General features: G+C 39.1%; 13 protein-coding genes. 10 read left to right on the top strand and 3 right to left on the bottom strand.

Annotated features, from left to right (window positions below; translation table 11 throughout):
* The first annotated feature begins 71 nt into the window (after positions 1-71).
* The 7 genes from RMY16_RS12280 to RMY16_RS12250 all read left to right on the top strand — a co-directional run bounded on the left by RMY16_RS12280 (position 72) and on the right by RMY16_RS12250 (position 10,847).
* On the top strand, positions 72-2,654 hold the full coding sequence (locus tag RMY16_RS12280; protein ID WP_322736615.1) for a BsuBI/PstI family type II restriction endonuclease: 2,583 nt from the start codon (positions 72-74) through the stop codon (positions 2,652-2,654).
* 208 nt (positions 2,655-2,862) lie between these two features.
* A complete protein-coding gene (locus tag RMY16_RS12275; RefSeq protein ID WP_322736587.1) occupies positions 2,863-3,918 on the top strand; it encodes a glutathione S-transferase family protein in 1,056 nt (351 codons plus the stop codon).
* Complete coding sequence (locus RMY16_RS12270; RefSeq protein ID WP_322736586.1) at positions 3,915-4,799, top strand: aspartoacylase; 885 nt, start codon at positions 3,915-3,917, stop codon at positions 4,797-4,799. The genes RMY16_RS12275 and RMY16_RS12270 overlap by 4 nt, the downstream gene beginning before the upstream one ends.
* Before the next feature lie 532 nt (positions 4,800-5,331).
* A complete protein-coding gene (locus RMY16_RS12265) occupies positions 5,332-6,315 on the top strand; it encodes a polysaccharide deacetylase family protein (protein ID WP_322736585.1) in 984 nt (327 codons plus the stop codon).
* Between the two features lie 385 nt (positions 6,316-6,700).
* Positions 6,701-9,133 carry a dynamin-like GTPase family protein gene (locus RMY16_RS12260; protein ID WP_322736584.1) on the top strand — a complete coding sequence of 811 codons (2,433 nt, stop codon included), beginning with the start codon at positions 6,701-6,703 and terminating at the stop codon, positions 9,131-9,133.
* 116 nt (positions 9,134-9,249) lie between these two features.
* A complete protein-coding gene (locus RMY16_RS12255) occupies positions 9,250-9,630 on the top strand; it encodes a KGK domain-containing protein (RefSeq protein WP_322736583.1) in 381 nt (126 codons plus the stop codon).
* A gap of 191 nt (positions 9,631-9,821) precedes the next feature.
* Positions 9,822-10,847, top strand: a complete 1,026-nt coding sequence (locus tag RMY16_RS12250; RefSeq protein WP_322736582.1) for an LD-carboxypeptidase — start codon at positions 9,822-9,824, stop codon at positions 10,845-10,847.
* Positions 10,848-11,007: 160 nt separating this feature from the next.
* Here the strand turns inward: RMY16_RS12250 and RMY16_RS12245 are convergent, their stop codons facing one another.
* From RMY16_RS12245 to RMY16_RS12235, 3 genes are all read right to left on the bottom strand, one after another.
* Positions 11,008-11,529 (bottom strand): hypothetical protein, encoded by a 522-nt coding sequence (locus RMY16_RS12245; protein ID WP_322736581.1) that lies wholly within the window; start codon positions 11,527-11,529, stop codon positions 11,008-11,010.
* A 71-nt stretch (positions 11,530-11,600) separates the two neighbouring features.
* Entirely contained in the window at positions 11,601-12,038 is a 438-nt protein-coding gene (locus RMY16_RS12240) for a hypothetical protein (protein WP_322736580.1), read from the bottom strand.
* A 128-nt stretch (positions 12,039-12,166) separates the two neighbouring features.
* Positions 12,167-13,030, bottom strand: coding sequence for a DUF2382 domain-containing protein (locus RMY16_RS12235; RefSeq protein ID WP_322736579.1), 864 nt, complete (start codon positions 13,028-13,030; stop codon positions 12,167-12,169).
* A gap of 618 nt (positions 13,031-13,648) precedes the next feature.
* Between RMY16_RS12235 and RMY16_RS12230 the strand changes: the two genes are divergently transcribed.
* The 3 genes from RMY16_RS12230 (at position 13,649) to RMY16_RS12220 (ending at position 16,007) form a co-directional block, all read left to right on the top strand.
* A complete protein-coding gene (locus RMY16_RS12230) occupies positions 13,649-14,104 on the top strand; it encodes a CAAD domain-containing protein (RefSeq protein ID WP_322736578.1) in 456 nt (151 codons plus the stop codon).
* Positions 14,105-14,367: 263 nt separating this feature from the next.
* A complete protein-coding gene (locus RMY16_RS12225; RefSeq protein WP_322736577.1) occupies positions 14,368-14,850 on the top strand; it encodes a hypothetical protein in 483 nt (160 codons plus the stop codon).
* 392 nt (positions 14,851-15,242) lie between these two features.
* Positions 15,243-16,007, top strand: a complete 765-nt coding sequence (locus RMY16_RS12220; RefSeq protein WP_322736576.1) for a hypothetical protein — start codon at positions 15,243-15,245, stop codon at positions 16,005-16,007.
* Positions 16,008-16,173 lie beyond the last annotated feature (166 nt).

Genomic DNA, 16,173 nt, shown 5'->3' with positions numbered 1-16,173 from the left:
CTCCTTAAAATATCATGGCGTAAATTCAAAACCTGATAAAGTTGGTTTTTATTCTGTGAAAATGAGCCGTGATGTTCCAATCAAGCAGTAGAGAGTCTACAGACAATAATCACAAGCCGTTGGAATTCAAAAGCTTGTCGAAATGTTCTGCTAGAAACTTACTTGGTGAAGTAGACCTTCTGAGGATTGGTGCAACCTTGAAACAGGATCAAAAGCAAAAAGGAAAACTGGGTCAATTTTTGACTCCTGCTCCAGTCGCAGAATTAATGGCTGGGATGTTTGACAAACTCGATCTTCCTCAAATATCTCTACTTGATGCTGGAGCAGGAGTTGGCTCATTACTTGCAGCCTTTGTGGCTAAACTTTGTTACAGCCAAAAACGCCCAGCCAATTTAAATATTGTTGCCTATGAAATCGATCCTTTTCTGATTGGGTATTTGCATCAGACATTGAAATTATGTGATAGAGAATGTCAAACAGCTGGTATCTCTTTAAACTATGAGATCCGAGATACGGATTTTATCAAAGATGCAGTCAGACTTATTCATCCTAGTTTGTTCGATAATCCTGACAATTGCAGATTTACTCACGCTATTCTTAATCCCCCATATTTAAAAATTAATGCTCATTCCAAAGTTCGTGATTTGTTACGTTCTATAGGCTTAGAAACCAACAATCTATATACAGGTTTTATCGCTGCTACGGTTCAGCTTCTTGAATCGAGAGGGGAGCTTGTAGCTATTTCGCCGCGTAGTTTCTGTAATGGGCCATATTTTAGAGACTTCCGCAGAATGTTTTTGGAAATGATGGCTTTAGACCAGATACATCTTTTTGATTCCAGACAAGAAGCTTTTAGTGATGATGAAGTTTTGCAGGAAACAATTATTATTCATGCTGTCAAACAAAAACCAAAATTTGACAATGTAACCATCAGTACAAGTTCAAATGCTGATGATGATTTTATGCTGTCAAATTCCTTAGCTTATACAGAGATAGTTCTTCCCAACGACTCGCAACAATTTATCCACATTATCCCCGATACACTAAGTCAGCAGGTCATTGAAAAAATGGCTAATTTTACCTGTACATTAAAAGATCTAGAATTAACTGTATCAACGGGACGTGTTGTAGATTTTCGTGCTAAAAAATATCTGTGTTTAATACCAAAAGAAGACACTGTTCCCTTGATTTATCCATTGAATTTCTCAGAAGGATATGTTGAGTATCCCAAGGTAACTAAAAAACACCAAGCTCTGGTATATGCAGAACAAACTCTCTCTCTTTTAGTACCTAATGAACATTATGTTTTAACTAAACGATTCTCCTCCAAAGAAGAAAAAAAACGAGTTGTTGCCGTTGTATATGATGCCAACAAAATAAATTGTTCTTGGGTAGGTTTTGAAAATCACCTGAATTATTTTCACAAGGACGGAAGAGGACTTAATCTTACCCTAGCACGTGGTCTTGCTGCTTATCTTAACTCTAGCCTCGTTGACGCATTTTTTCGGTTGTTTAATGGACATACTCAGGTTAATGCAACCGATTTACGAAATTTAAAATATCCGACAATAGCACAACTAATGACCGTAGGGCTATATATTACTGAGCATTTCCCATCACAGAAAGAAATTGATCAACTTGTGCAAGAAGAGTTATTGAGTATGAACAACAAGTCTGAAAACAACCCCTTAATAATTAAAACTCGTATTGATGAAGCACTGCAAATTCTAATTGAACTTGGACTTCCACGGGCACAACTAAATGAACGTTCAGCCTTAACTCTTTTGGCTTTACTTGATTTAAAGCCGACTCTTCCTTGGGAAAGCGCTGCATCTCCGCTAATGGGAATTACGCCAATGATGGAATTTATGGCACTGCACTATGGCAAAACATATAAACCTAATACACGGGAAACTGTTCGCCGCCAAACAGTCCATCAATTCTTAGATGCAGCTTTGATAATTGTAAATCCAGATGCACCTGAACGCCCCATTAACAGTCCGAAAACAGTATATCAGATTGAAGAAAGTGCGCTTGAACTCTTACGTACTTATGGAACTACTGAATGGAAAAAGAGTATTCATACATACCTTACTTCAGTTGAAACTTTGAAAAAACGATATGCTCAGGAGCGGGAACTATCACGTATTCCGATAGTAATTGAAGGAGAGGTAAAAACTCTATCACCTGGTGGACAGAATATTCTGATCGAAAAGATTATTAAGGAGTTTGCAGAACGTTTTATACCTGGAGGAAAACTGATTTATGTTGGTGATACAGATGAAAAATTCGCACATTTTAATGAAGTGGCATTGAGAGATTTAGGTGTTACCATCGATTCTCATGGTAAAATGCCTGATGTGATTATCCACCATCTAAAAAATGATTGGCTAGTTTTAATTGAAGCTGTAACTTCTCATGGGCCAATTAACCCGAAACGAAAGAAAGAACTTGAAGTTATCTTTGCCAGTTTAAAAATTCCCCTTGTAATGGTAACAACCTTTTTAAGTCGGAAAGCGATGGTGGAGTATTTGGCTGAAATTGCTTGGGAAACCGATGTTTGGGTTGCTGAAGATTCTACTCATCTCATTCACTTCAATGGAGAATATTTATTACAGGCTTACAAAGTAGATAGAGACTCTGAAACAAAATAAACTATTATTGAAAATAAGCGATCGCTAGATTACAAGTTGCTGTAAAAGCAATATCGGTGTTCACAATATAGCTCCAACAGTTCAGGCAAAGCGTAGTAAAGTAAAGTAAGGAATCTCAAGATGTGTGTAAGTATGGGAACCTACTGACTATAAATTTAACAGCATATACAGCAGTAACGTTGATCGCTCCCAAAGCAAAATTGTCGCCATGACTAACTCAACTCCAATGGATGACGAGAAAAAGCTCCCCAAGAAGAAAGGCAAGTCGCTTCCTCCCAAGCTGATTATCTGGGTAGGAAAGTTTGTCTGGACGACTATGTGGCAGATAATGATGTCAAACCTTGCTCCTCGCAATCAGTCGGGAGCATATATTCGTCCTAATAGTCAGTTTCGTAAGTTCATTGGCATAGAAGAAGGGAATCCACACCCACCAGCAACGGGGCGCTACAAACTTTATGTTGGGCTGGGCTGTCCTTGGGCACATCGAACTTTAGTTGTGCGATCGCTTAAAAAACTCGAAGCGGTAATATCAGTGTGTATCGTCTCTCCTTCGCCCATTGAAGGCGGTTGGATATTTAACGAGGAAGAAGAAGGTTGTCGCACACTGGCTGAATTTTATCAGAAGGCAGAACCCGGCTACAGTGGGCGCTCTACAGTGCCAGTACTATGGGATAAGCAAACAAAAACTATTGTTAATAATGAGAGTTCAGAGATTATCGTCATGCTGAACTCTGAATTTAACGAGTTCGCCAACAATCCGACGCTAAATCTTTACCCAGAAGAACTTCAAGAGAAAATTGACTGGTGGAATGAAAAGATTTATCACGCGGTAAATAACGGGGTGTATCGTTGTGGCTTTGCCCAGACTCAAGAAGCATACAATCAAGCCTGTAATGAACTGTTCGCAACTCTCGATGAGATTGAACTTGCATTGCAGACTAATCGCTATCTCTGCGGTGAACATCTGACACTTGCAGATGTACGTTTATTCACGACATTATTTCGGTTTGATAGTGCCTATTATGGGCTGTTTAAATGTAATAAGCAGCGGATTCGAGACTATCAGAATCTTGGAGCTTATCTGCGCGATTTGTATCAGCTTCCAGGTGTAGCTGACACTTGCGACGTAGAAACTGTGAAGCGAGACTACTACGGAAACCTATTTCCACTCAATCCCGGTGGAATTATTCCCAATGGTCCTGATATGTCCTATCTTAATCAACCGCACGATCGCGATCGCATCGGCAAAGTGAATGCTTCATGAACCAGATTAATCGAGTTGCAATTGTCGGTGGAACTCATGGCAATGAATTTACAGGAGCCTACCTAGTCCAGAAATTTGCTCAGTTTCCCGATTTAATTACTAGACCAAGTTTTGAGACAGTCACTCTGTTGGCAAACCCTCATGCTTTTGCCGCTGGAAGACGATATGTAGAGAAAGATTTAAATCGCTGTTTTCTCAAACAAGATTTACAAGATCCGACTCTGGAAAGTTACGAAGAATTGCGAGCTAAATCAATCCAGGCGACTCTAGCATCAAATGGGGATAAACAAGCAGATTTTATCTTAGACTTGCACAGCAGTACAGCTAATATGGGTCTGACAATTATTCTTGATAACAGTCATCCCTTAAATTTAAAATTGGCTGCTTATCTAAGCCAGCTTAATCCTTTAGTTAAAGTTTATCGCTGTTCTTTTAAATCAATTGCAGAAAACCCATTTGTAAATTCTCTATGCGAATTAGGCTTTGCGTTCGAGGTTGGCCCAATTGCCCAAGGACTTTTAAAAGCAACCCTGTTCAAACAAACAGAGGAACTTGTTCGCGCCCTTCTGGACTACTTAGAACAGTTTAACCAGGGTAAAATTCCATCAAATAACGAAACCTTGATTCTCTATGACCATTTATCAGTTGTAGACTACCCAAAAAAATCTGATGGTACAATCTTTGGGATGATTCATCCAGAGCTTCAGGATAAGGATTATCAAGCCTTAAACCCAGGAGATCCAATGTTTATAACTTTTGACGATCAAACAATTGTTTATGAAGGTGCATCTACTGTTTGGCCAATTTTTATTAATGAGGCAGCTTACTACGAAAAGGGAATTGCCATGTGTTTAACCCAGAGGCAACAAATCAACATCTAGTACCGCAAGGCGGAAGTCAAAAGTATTATGGAATAAGCTCTTTACGGATTTTAAATGGTTGCTCTATTTCCGCCGTCGCGTACTAGCTAGGATGTGGCTCGCAAAGTACACACAAGTCTTTTAGAGTGGCTCCACAGACTTTTAATCCCCCCAACCCCTCTCGAAAAACAAAGTATTCCCTCAAAGGCTCAAAAAAGACTTGTGTTGCGGACAAAAGTACTTGTGTTGCGGACGAAAGTACTTGTATTGTGAACCAAAGTACTTGTGTGTACACCGTAGCTCCCAAGGGAGAAGGGGTTAGGGGATGAGGGCGTGAGGGATTTGCAAAATGCCTGTCCGATATAGTTTTCGGCTTAAGTTGACATCAATGCAGATGGATTCACACTAAGCTAGACGCACCAAGGCAATTCCCAATCCAAAATCTAAAATCTAAAATGGTATCAGCCCCCATCGAACTATGGAACTTGACCAATAAAGCCCAAGCCTTAGACTATAATTAACGCTTAAAATTGTCCAAATAATTTAACTCCTAATGAAAACAAAGCAAAAAGGAAACAAACCAATAGCCAGTCTTTCTTTAGATTTGGATAATATTTGGTCTTATTTAAAAAATCAGGGCGCTCCGGGTTGGGAGAATTATCCTTCTTACCTGGATATCGCAGTACCTCGTTTCTTAGATATTCTCAAGCAATGGGATTTGACAATCACAGTATTCATTGTCGGTCAGGATGCAGCGCTAGAAAAGAATACCAAAGCAATACAAGCGATCGCTAGCGCCGGTCACGAAATTGGCAACCATTCATTCTATCACGATCCTTGGCTACATCTGTATTCAGAGAATGAAATTGAACAAGAGGTGGCACTCGCCGAAGAACATATTAAGCGTGTCACTCATCAACATCCTATCGGCTTCCGGGGGCCAGGATACAGTTTTTCTCCCGCAGTATTGAAAGTTTTAGCACGACGAGGATACGAATATGATGCTTCAACTTTTCCCACATTTTTGGGGCCTATAGCACGAGCATATTATTTAATAACTTGTAAATTGAGCAAGGAAGAACGTAAAAAACGGGAAGCGCTGTTTGGTGGTTTTAAAGAGGGTTTGCAGCCGCTAAAACCTTACCATTGGCATCTAGATAAGGATAAACTGACTGAGATTCCCGTTACTACCATGCCAATTTTTAAAGTGCCAATTCACTTCAGTTACATAATGTTTCTGAGTACATTTTCTTCAGAAGTGGCGTTACTCTACCTGCGAATTGCTCTCTGGCTGTGTAAAATTACACGCGTCCAGCCTTCTTTGCTACTCCATCCTACAGACTTTGTAAGTCAAGAAGATGTGCCAGAACTCTCATTCTTTCCTGGTATGAGTGTTCCCACCTACAAAAAGCTGGCAATAGTGAACAAAAGTTTAGAAATTATATCGAGTCAGTTTAATGTTTTGACTGTTGGACAACACGCTAAATTTGCAGCCGATGGGCGTAAACTGCCTGTATTAGTGCCTCAAAAGAGATAAAAATACGATTTATTACCAATTACGAACAGCAAACAAATTAGAGACAATTTAAACTAGTTTTCCTAAAGAGGCTGGTTTCGATAAATGAGTCTGAAACCTGCTTCCAAAACGCGAATACGATTCTAGCTATCGCCATAAGCAGTTAAGGTAATAGCTAGAACTTGTCTATCCATATTTAGTATAAGAGACTTCTAGTTAAAAAATATTCCATAGTAGGGGTGCAAGGTCTTGCACCCCTAAAAATATACGAATAATTTGTGATAATTAGTCATTAATTAGTAGTAATTTCTAGCAAAAAACCACATATAATTCTCAGGAAATTTACTGAACCATCAAGACAATAAATATTACTAATATATAGAGAAATATTGTCAGGATGCTGAATATGTCAGATTTACCGCTTCAGTGCCAAAACTTGAAAGAGCAGGTTGAATCTATATTACAACTTTTACAACAAGAACCAACACTACGTTCCCAAGATATTACACCTGTACGAACTTCTTTAAGTAAGGCGATTTCTCCCAAGTTTGAAATTGTATTTGCAGGTGCTTTTAGCGCTGGCAAATCAATGCTAATCAATGCACTATTAGAAAGAGAATTGCTCTATAGTGCAGAAGGGCACGCTACAGGGACAGAATGCAAAATCGAGTATGCAGAAGTAGATAAAGAACGTGTTGTTTTGACGTTTTTAAGTGAAGCAGAGATTCGAGAACAAGTAGCTTCTTTGTGTCAGCAGTTAGGATTTAAGACAGTACCTAATATCAACCAACCTGATTTAATTAACTTGCTACGTCAATATTCTGAAACAATTATTCAACAGGAGGGTGGTGAGAGTCAATCAGAACGTGCAAAACAAGCGAAGGCGTTAATGTTGTTGCTAGAGGGATATATAGCAAATAGCGATCGCATCAACACGGTGACTAATGCTACATATTCAATGGAGCAATTTAACTTTTCCAATCTCAAAGAAGCTGCTGGATATGCGCGTCGTGGTAGTAATAGTGCGGTATTGAAGCGGATAGAATATTACTGCAATCATCCTCTGCTACAAGATGGCAATGTAATTATTGACACACCTGGTATAGATGCGCCAGTAGAGAAAGATGCACAACTAACTTATGCCAAAATTCAACATCCTGATACTTCGGCGGTGGTATGTGTGCTAAAACCTGCTTCGGCGGGTGATATGACAAAAGAAGAAACAGAACTTTTGGAATTAATGCGCGAGAATGGGGGAGTACGCGATCGCGTTTTCTATGTCTTCAACCGCATCGATGAAACTTGGTATAATACTCAGCTACGGCAACGATTAGACGATTTAATTAGTGGGCAATTTGCCAATTCTAGGAAGGTTTATAAAACCAGTGGATTATTAGGATTTTATGGCAGTCAGATTAAACAGACAAGCCCACAAGATAGATTTGGTTTAGATTCTGTTTTTGCAGAAAGTATTAAAGGTTTAGATGGTAAAGAAGAAACACCACAATTTGTCTATGCATTTAACAACTACTGTGTAAATTCAGGAAAGCTATCTTCCAGTAAATTCCGTGTCTCTGTGAACGGCTTTGAAACTCCAAATCAAAATTATGTGCGGATTCTGGGAGATTGGGGAAATGAACTGATAAAACAGTTAATTCAAGATAGTGGTACTGAAGAATTTCGCACAGCTATTACTCGTTATCTTACGGAAGAAAAGCGTCCACAATTATTTAAAAATCTTGCTGATGATTTAGAAGATATTTGTATTAAGCTCAAAAAAAATTATCAGAATGTCCAACGCAATTTAGATAGTCAGCCTCAAGAAATTGAGACGATGAAGGCGCAAGAGTTGCAACACCTAAATCAGCAATTACAGCAAATTGGGAGAGAATTTAGCGAGCATATCAAAGAAGAAGTTAACCATGTAATTAATCAGTCCTGTGATGCTTTTGAAGCAGATTTTAAGCAATTGCAATCACGAATGATTCGCCGCTTAGATGAATTGCTAGATACTTTTTCTGTAGCTTATGCTTATCGACGTGCAACCATTAGTCATCCTCGAAACGCTACCGCACCTTTGATTGCTATTTTAGTAGAGGCATTTTATTACTTAGCAAATCAATTAGAAGATATTTTGATTGAATCTTCTCAACAAGTAGTTGCAAATTATTTCCAGCGGTTGACTGAAAAGATTCGCAAGTCAGAATATTATCGCCAGCTATATCGTTTATTAGATCATGATGGTGGAATTGAACAAGAGATCAAAAATTTAGAAAAAGTAGTTACTCAAGCATTAGTAAGTGCAGCTAGCGTAGAGTGCGATCGCTTTGTGCGAGAAAGTCCTAGATTTTATGATGAAGGTACTTTTTCTATATATCAATTTCGCCAAACTTTATCCCAAACTTCTCAAGGTTACGACGCTGAAAGTATCGTGGAAGCAGAACCAGCCATTAGGCAGTTATTGAAGTTAGATTTTGAACCAAAAGTTTCCCAAACTATTCGTAAATCTTTCCGTCAAACCATTAATCAAACATTGAAAACTCAATTGATACCAATGGCAAATCAGCAAGCAGATGAGATTTTGCAGCAATACCCACAAGCGCGTGCTTATTTAGAGAAAACATTAGAACAAGAAGCTGAAGAAAAAATTGCGAATAATCGCCGATTGTTGAGTGTTCTTGAAGAAAATATTTCAGTATATAATTCAGCAGCTTCTAGTATTAATAGTTGTTTACAGGCGATGCAATTATCCGATCGTCTTTTGCCTGTCATTGGTGATTCATTTGCTACTATTGGTAAGTTTGCTAATAACGAGTTTTTGGTTTCAGATGTGGTATAAGAGCTTTAACTTTAATCTCAAATCCTCTTTGAAATAATTGTAGCTTTTAGTGAGTGCATTAGCACTCACTAATTCCAATTTTGTGTAAAGTAGAAATTTAAAAACTTGAGGTTGATATGCAAGATGAATTTAAGCAAATAGAGTGCAACGATGGTGATGTTTTAGACTTCGGAGGCAACACATATAAAATTGCTAAATTTAAACAAGCAATGGATACCTCATTTAACTCCACGTTAGAATCTATATTGAATCAAGAATTAAGTAGGCAAGGAATAAATAGAAAACAGTCTCCGAATGGGAATTGGTTTCAGAAAGGCACAGATTGCGAAATTTTAACACTAGGTTCTCCAAGCTGGAAAAAGGGGAAAGTTAAAATTAAAATAAACGTTGAATTTTATGTTGAAGAGGAAGATGTACAAATAACTAACAGTAACAATTCAGAAATCACCGAACCAGAGTCGCCTCTTGATGATCTTCGCCGTATGATTCAGGAGTAAAATTAGTCAATCAAAATTTACATATAGTAATCCTATTTGATTTTTTACAATCGAAAGGTTTACATTCCTGACTTCTTTAATAAGTCAGAAATCTTGTTGTTAGTGAATAATTTACGCTTGCTATAACTACTCTGTACAAAACTGGGTACTAGTTATTAGAAAAACAGTCCCTAGTCCCCAACTGAATGTTTATGACTATCAAGCGTCGGCAATTTCTTACAACCTGTGGAGTCGCTACCTTAGCCACTCAAATACCAGCACTTACCCCCCAAGGTAAGCCATCTCTAAACACCATCCGCAAGCCGCCCCGCCTGCAAGTTGGCGATACCGTAGGATTAATTGCCCCTGCGGGTATCGTTGACGCCAAAGATATCGAAGCAGCGCAGAAATCTATTTCACAGTTAGGGTTAAAAGTCAAGCTAGGGAAGCATATTTTAGATCGTTACGGCTATTTAGCGGGTAAAGATGCCGATCGCGCCCAGGATGTAAACTTGATGTATAGCGATCGCACCATAAAAGCAATTATTCCCATGCGTGGAGGTTGGGGTTGTAATCGCATTCTACCCCTACTCAACTATTCGCTAATCCGCTCCCATCCGAAAATTATCATCGGTTACAGCGATATTACAACGCTGTTGTTAGCAATTAATGCCCGTAGTCAAATGATTACTTTTCATGGGCCAGTTGCCACATCTACCTGGAATCAATTTACAGTCGATTACTTCAAGCGCATCCTATTTAATGCTGAAGCGGTGACTATGCAAAATCTCAACCCTAGCGAAGTGCGGGTGGAGATAATAGCACCAGGAAAGGCGAGAGGTAAACTCGTGGGTGGAAACTTGTCAGTTTTATCAGCAATGGTAGGTTCACCTTACCTACCTTCTTGGAACAAAAGCATTCTGTTTGTGGAAGAAGTTGGTGAGGATGTTTATCGTATAGATAGGATGCTGACGCAATTAAAAACTGCTGGGATACTTAATCAAATTGCTGGTTTTATCTTTGGGCAATGTACTAAATGTAGTCTTGGAGATGAACCGTCATTTACATTAGTGCAAGTATTGCAACAACACATACTTCCTTTAGGTATTCCTGCTTGGTACGGTTCAATGATTGGTCATATTAAGGATAAATTTACCTTGCCAATCGGTGTAGAAGTAGAAATAAATGCCGAACTTGGGACAATACGAATGTTAGAGGCAGCTGTTAGCCTTGTGTGAATGAGGCAGGAGGTTGGAATAAAAAATAGTGGCTCACATTTTATCTAAATTGCAAGCCACTAAATTGGAGATTTTGGTGTTCTTGACTATCTGTGCAAAAACCTGAAAACTCTTTCGCCCCCTTGCAGTCTTAATGATAAGTCTTTAACCGGACATGATATTACTTATGACGACCAAACCATTTAGAGGCGATCGCTCCTAAAGCTGCACCTACCATTGGATTACTAAGAAACTTCAGAATCGCTGGTTGTTCAGCCATCACCTCTTGGAAGATGTCAGGATGGCTATGATATGTGAAAGATGCCAGCTTGCTGAGGTCATCTGCATTCATGTGGTTGGGGTTGTGGGTAGAAAGTCCCAAATCTCGCTCCAGATGGCGCTCGTCTAGACCTCTTTGCTTTAAGTGCTTGAAAAATGCCCGTGCAACATCATCCCGTTCATTAGGCTTAATCTGAGCGATCGCCTTTTGAAGTTCTGGCTCCAGCTGGCTTGGTGGAATGCTGTTATGGTTGAAAGATTGACTAAACAATTGCCGACGTTGATCGTGAGATGAACGCTGGGCAAAATCGTCAAAATTTTGGTATTCCTGAGTTGGGTCAGATGAAACATCATCTAAAGACTCTGTATTACCGTGAGCCAACTCGTTGAGAATTTCACGTTTATACTTGTCACTGCTGCTCATTTTAAATGTCTCCTTTTTATACAGATTGCAATCAACTGAATTAACTCAGGCTTTGTCCAAAAAATGAGTTCTTATTTATACTCAACTTGCTGAGATTGCACATCATACTGAGCCGTCAAAATCAGTTTTTTGTCTGGTGCATACATCAAAACTTTTAAGTCTTGATTGGGGAAATTTTTGTGAAAACCTTGGAGTAAAGATTTTGCTAATGGTCGGACTTCGGTCGGACGAACTTGAGGCGCAATCACGACACCTAACTTATTGTTGTCACGTACATAAGCATCTTGGACAATTCCTTTAGCTGTGCTGATAACCCAGTTCCCAAAATCTTGACCCTGTACACTGTTACCGCGTGACAACAAGGCATAGTCGGCACTATGACTGATTCCAGACGGTAATTGAGTTGGTTGTTTAGCTTGAACAGTACCACTACAGGCGGCAGTCGTTGTTAGTACTAATACCAAGACTAAAGCTGTTAAAACCCGACGAAACTGTTGAATTATTTTCAATTTAACCACCTCATCTAAACTAATGACTTTTCTGCAATATCAATCTACTGAAAGTAATTTTGAGTAGAAGTAGATAGAAAACCCACTCCTACTAGCTCAAAAGTAATGACGTTCGTAGTTTAAGTAGGTTAACCCCGGTCAGTTTTATTCTCTATTCGAGTTCCATCAGTATCAACATCTAATTCTTCGCGTCGAATGGTTTCTTGAGCTTCAACGGTTTCTTTGTCTACAACTTTCTGCACTTTGACTTCTTCGCGCAAAAAAGCTTCCTTTCGGATGTCTGGAACTTCTTCATAGAGGTCTATATGCGCTACCTCGCCCTCGGAAAAGTCAGTCGCTTCAGCCGACACAACTTTGCCTGTGTCTTGAGAAGTCACTCGCTCAATTACGACTCGCTCTTTTTCCACCGGAACAGCAACTCTTGCAGTTTCGGTTTCAACATGCTTACTAATCGATACTTCTCCACTTTTCCGGCGCTGTTTATTAGCAACTAGCCTTTCTTGGTAGAGTTTGAAGGTTTGGTCTTCGTGAGCGCTGACATCATATAAATCCGCGTCGTCTGCGTAGGTGTAGCTGTCAGGACTAGGAGTAGTACCGCCAGCTGTCGCTCCTAGCGTAGCTGAACTTTCTACAGACGGTGTGCGATATCTTCCACGCACCTGTTCTTCATAGTCGTAGTCAAGCGTTGTATGCTCTTGATATTCAGGTAAATTTTCCGCTTGCTCTCTTGTTATACCAACGACATATACACGGTTTGCTGTAGAGTCAATACGCGATTTACCAACTGGTAGTAAGATTTTCTTGCCAAAAATCCAAAAGCCTATGTCAACAATTAAATAGCGGAATGCTCCTTGGTCATCTAGTACAGCATCATTTACTGTGCCAATCTTCTCATCAGTTCCTTGAACATACACACCCATTCCTTTGATGTCGTTACCTTCAAGAGTATTAAGGTAGTCTTGATCAAATTCACTTATTTTTTGGAGTGGCATTATTTTATTCCTGAAAATCTTGCTGTGTCTTTTTATAAATTACCCAATTTAGTTTAAATACATCTTCTCTCCAAAGATTGACTTAAATTATGTAGATATTTAATCAATCGAAGTAATTAAATATATTTTCATAGCCCATAAGTATGATATAAAACAACTTTTTAGTATTAATGTATTGCTACTTATAAAATTCATTTAAACTAATTTTTGTAAATACTGTGACTAGTTTCTAGCATCTATGTGACTAGCTTCTAGCAGTAAATCTCAAAACTAAACTTAGCTAAATCAATACATACCATCAAACCTAGCTAGTTTGATATATTTATTAACACCTTACACTTAAATCAAATATCCTCACATTGTTAAAGGTTTATTTGCTGAAGTTGTAATACCTCATCTATCACTCTTATAGAAGACAAAATCTCTGCCAAAAGATTGATGAGAAGGAAATCTAAAAATGTCTAAATATTATTAAAGTCCTAATGAATTTGCAAATAAATATTTAGCTGTGCCGCTAAGGAGTAATAAATCTAGTTAAAAAGCAAGCTTTGCCAAAATTGATAATAACAAAGTGTAAATTTTAAAACTGCTCTCATTGCAGAAAATCAGGAGATAATTATGAATACCGAATTACAGCAAGACCAGTATGCCAATACTGCCTCCCCAAACCAAATAGAAGCACTCAAAGGTTCAGAGCCTGGAAACCTGGCAATGTTGCCACCCGCCTCGGAAAATGAAGAACAATGGCAAAAAATTGGTAGCCAGATTTCTATATTTTTGGCAAAAATACCTGAGTATATAGGTAGATTCTACCAAGAATACAAATCGCTGATTATCAGCTTTGGGTTGCTTGTGCTAACAGTTACGGCACTAAGGATTTTTCTAGCGGTACTCAACGCCATAAATGATATTCCCCTACTTTCTCCATTTCTCGAATTAATTGGACTTGGTTACACAATTTGGTTTACTTCCCGCTATTTGCTCAAAGATTCTACTCGGCAAGAATTAACAGCAGAAATTCGCTTGCTTAAAAAACAAACTTTAGGCATAGAAGAATCACAGACTTTAAACTAACTAAAGTATCGTGGCGGATATATGTGTATCTAAAGTTTTGGTCAAGTAAAAAGCTGAGTTTTGCTTGACCATTGTATAAAACTGTAGATTCTTGGTGTTCTTCTCTTCGAGACGCTTTGCGAAGGCGTTCTTCTCTAACGAGACGCTAGGCGTTGGCGGAAGCCTCTCGTAGAGATGGCGGCTCGATAAATTAAGCTTTTTAGCACTTTTGCGTAAGTCCTATCTTATACCACATCAGCTAAATTAGCCGGAAAAGAAAATGTATGATCAAGACAAATAGATTAGCTTCGCTAACAACAACAGTATTTCTTTCAACATTGCTAACAATCCCTCTGCTTAATAGCTGCGGCGGAAGTTCCCAAAATGCTGCGCCACCTCCAGTTGACGATACTGTTGGTAGAAATTTAAATAATCGCGCCCCCGTAAATCAACCCCAAGCTAGGAGGGGATTAAGTACAGGGCAGAAAGTGGCTATCTTGGCAGGTGCTGCTGGACTTTACTACCTCTACAATCAGCGAAAGAATGCCCAAGGAGCGGGAGCGCAGGGGAAATACTACCTTTCTAAGAATGGGCGTGTTTACTATCGAGATGCTCAAAATCGCCCTATCTGGGTAACACCGCCACAAGAAGGCATTCGTGTTCCAGAGGAGGAAGCACTACAATACCGGGATTTTCAAGGATATAATAACAGTCCCACAGGGCGAGACTTAAGGGGTTTGGGTGCAGGTACTGTTCCAACAAATTAATTTCTGTACAGATTATAAATAGATGGCGTTTAACCGTCATCCTATTTTTTAATAGAAACTTTTTCCGTATTTAAAGTTAATAAGACTTATAAGTATAATATCAAGCATCATTATGCTTTCTCAGAAAAGTCTTTTTTAAAATTTTATACAAGTATATAGAAATACTATTTAATTGTTGAAAAGATTTTGACCTCTAATTCTTGTACAAGAAGGGTTTTAGTCTCAGGATACTTTCAAAATTCAAACCGGAGTTTTATGTACTAATGGTTATACTTTTATCGAAGTAAAAGTAACTTTTGATAGATGATTTTGAAAAAATACAACAATTAATATATTAAAAGTAATTATTTTTCCGTTGATAGTTTAGTAAAATCACAGTTTAGGAGTCACAAATGAATCTATTAGAAAAAATCTTCGGTGGCGGTGAGGCACCAGAAAATGACTACCGCAATTTTGTCAACCGTTACGAGCAAGGCTTACCTCATGAGGGATACTCAGATGAAGAAGTTTTAAACCGTTATCAGCAAGTATCTAGACAGTTACCTCCAGACCTTTATCAGGAATCTGCACAAGAAGCCTTTAGTCGGATGTCACCACAAGAGCGGATGCAGTTTGGTCGCTCTCTTCAACAGCAGACGCGCTCTTCAAACTTGAATTTTCCTGATCTAAACCAAGATGGTATAGACGATCGCTTTCAAGACCCAAATTATCTTGCTCAAACGACAGGCCGGGTTCACCAGCAACAACCAGATATACTCAGTCAAATTATGAGTGGTGCTGTGGGGAGCTTTACAGGTGGTCAAGGTGGTAACATTATGAGCAATCCATTAGCGAAGGGAGCGATGGCTGGTATCGCCGCCCTAGATATGAAAAAGTTGATGCAAGGAGGCAACCAAGGAAATTACGGGCAGTATGGTAACGTCCGCCCAGCTAGCCAAGACCCGTATGGCGATCCGGCGGATTACGGGCAGTACGGTAACGTCCGTCCAGCTAGCGAAGATCCCTACGGCGATCCGGCGGATTCCAGGCAGTATGGTAACGTCCGTCCAGCTAGCGAAGACCCCTACGGCGATCCGGCGGATTACAGGCAGTATGGTAATATCCGCCCAGCTAGCGAAGACCCCTACGGCGATCCAGCTGACCAACAGTACCGCTAGTAACCTCAAGCAGCAAAGCTGCAATTCGTAATTACAATCAGTGAAAGCTTCAACTCATCACTGATAATTATGGTCAAGTAAAAAAATTGATTTTTACTTGACCAATTTTTATTAGATTAGTATCACTTAGTAGAAAATCTCTTGGATTGTTGGTGATTGTTTTAAG

The sequence above is a fragment of the Nostoc sp. DedQUE12b genome, assembly GCF_034530835.1.
Taxonomy (GTDB): domain Bacteria; phylum Cyanobacteriota; class Cyanobacteriia; order Cyanobacteriales; family Nostocaceae; genus Nostoc.
This window is presented reverse-complemented; position numbering and strand designations above follow the sequence as displayed.

Excerpts from the sequence above, each read along its gene's own strand:
- RMY16_RS12280 (WP_322736615.1), top strand. The coding sequence starts at position 72 with ATGTTCCAATCAAGCAGTAGAGAGTCTACAGACAATAATCACAAGCCG.
- RMY16_RS12275 (WP_322736587.1), top strand. The coding sequence starts at position 2,863 with ATGACTAACTCAACTCCAATGGATGACGAGAAAAAGCTCCCCAAGAAG.
- RMY16_RS12270 (WP_322736586.1), top strand. The coding sequence starts at position 3,915 with ATGAACCAGATTAATCGAGTTGCAATTGTCGGTGGAACTCATGGCAAT.
- RMY16_RS12265 (WP_322736585.1), top strand. The coding sequence starts at position 5,332 with ATGAAAACAAAGCAAAAAGGAAACAAACCAATAGCCAGTCTTTCTTTA.
- RMY16_RS12260 (WP_322736584.1), top strand. The coding sequence starts at position 6,701 with ATGTCAGATTTACCGCTTCAGTGCCAAAACTTGAAAGAGCAGGTTGAA.
- RMY16_RS12255 (WP_322736583.1), top strand. The coding sequence starts at position 9,250 with ATGCAAGATGAATTTAAGCAAATAGAGTGCAACGATGGTGATGTTTTA.
- RMY16_RS12250 (WP_322736582.1), top strand. The coding sequence starts at position 9,822 with ATGACTATCAAGCGTCGGCAATTTCTTACAACCTGTGGAGTCGCTACC.
- RMY16_RS12245 (WP_322736581.1), bottom strand. The coding sequence starts at position 11,529 with ATGAGCAGCAGTGACAAGTATAAACGTGAAATTCTCAACGAGTTGGCT.
- RMY16_RS12235 (WP_322736579.1), bottom strand. The coding sequence starts at position 13,030 with ATGCCACTCCAAAAAATAAGTGAATTTGATCAAGACTACCTTAATACT.
- RMY16_RS12230 (WP_322736578.1), top strand. The coding sequence starts at position 13,649 with ATGAATACCGAATTACAGCAAGACCAGTATGCCAATACTGCCTCCCCA.
- RMY16_RS12225 (WP_322736577.1), top strand. The coding sequence starts at position 14,368 with ATGATCAAGACAAATAGATTAGCTTCGCTAACAACAACAGTATTTCTT.
- RMY16_RS12220 (WP_322736576.1), top strand. The coding sequence starts at position 15,243 with ATGAATCTATTAGAAAAAATCTTCGGTGGCGGTGAGGCACCAGAAAAT.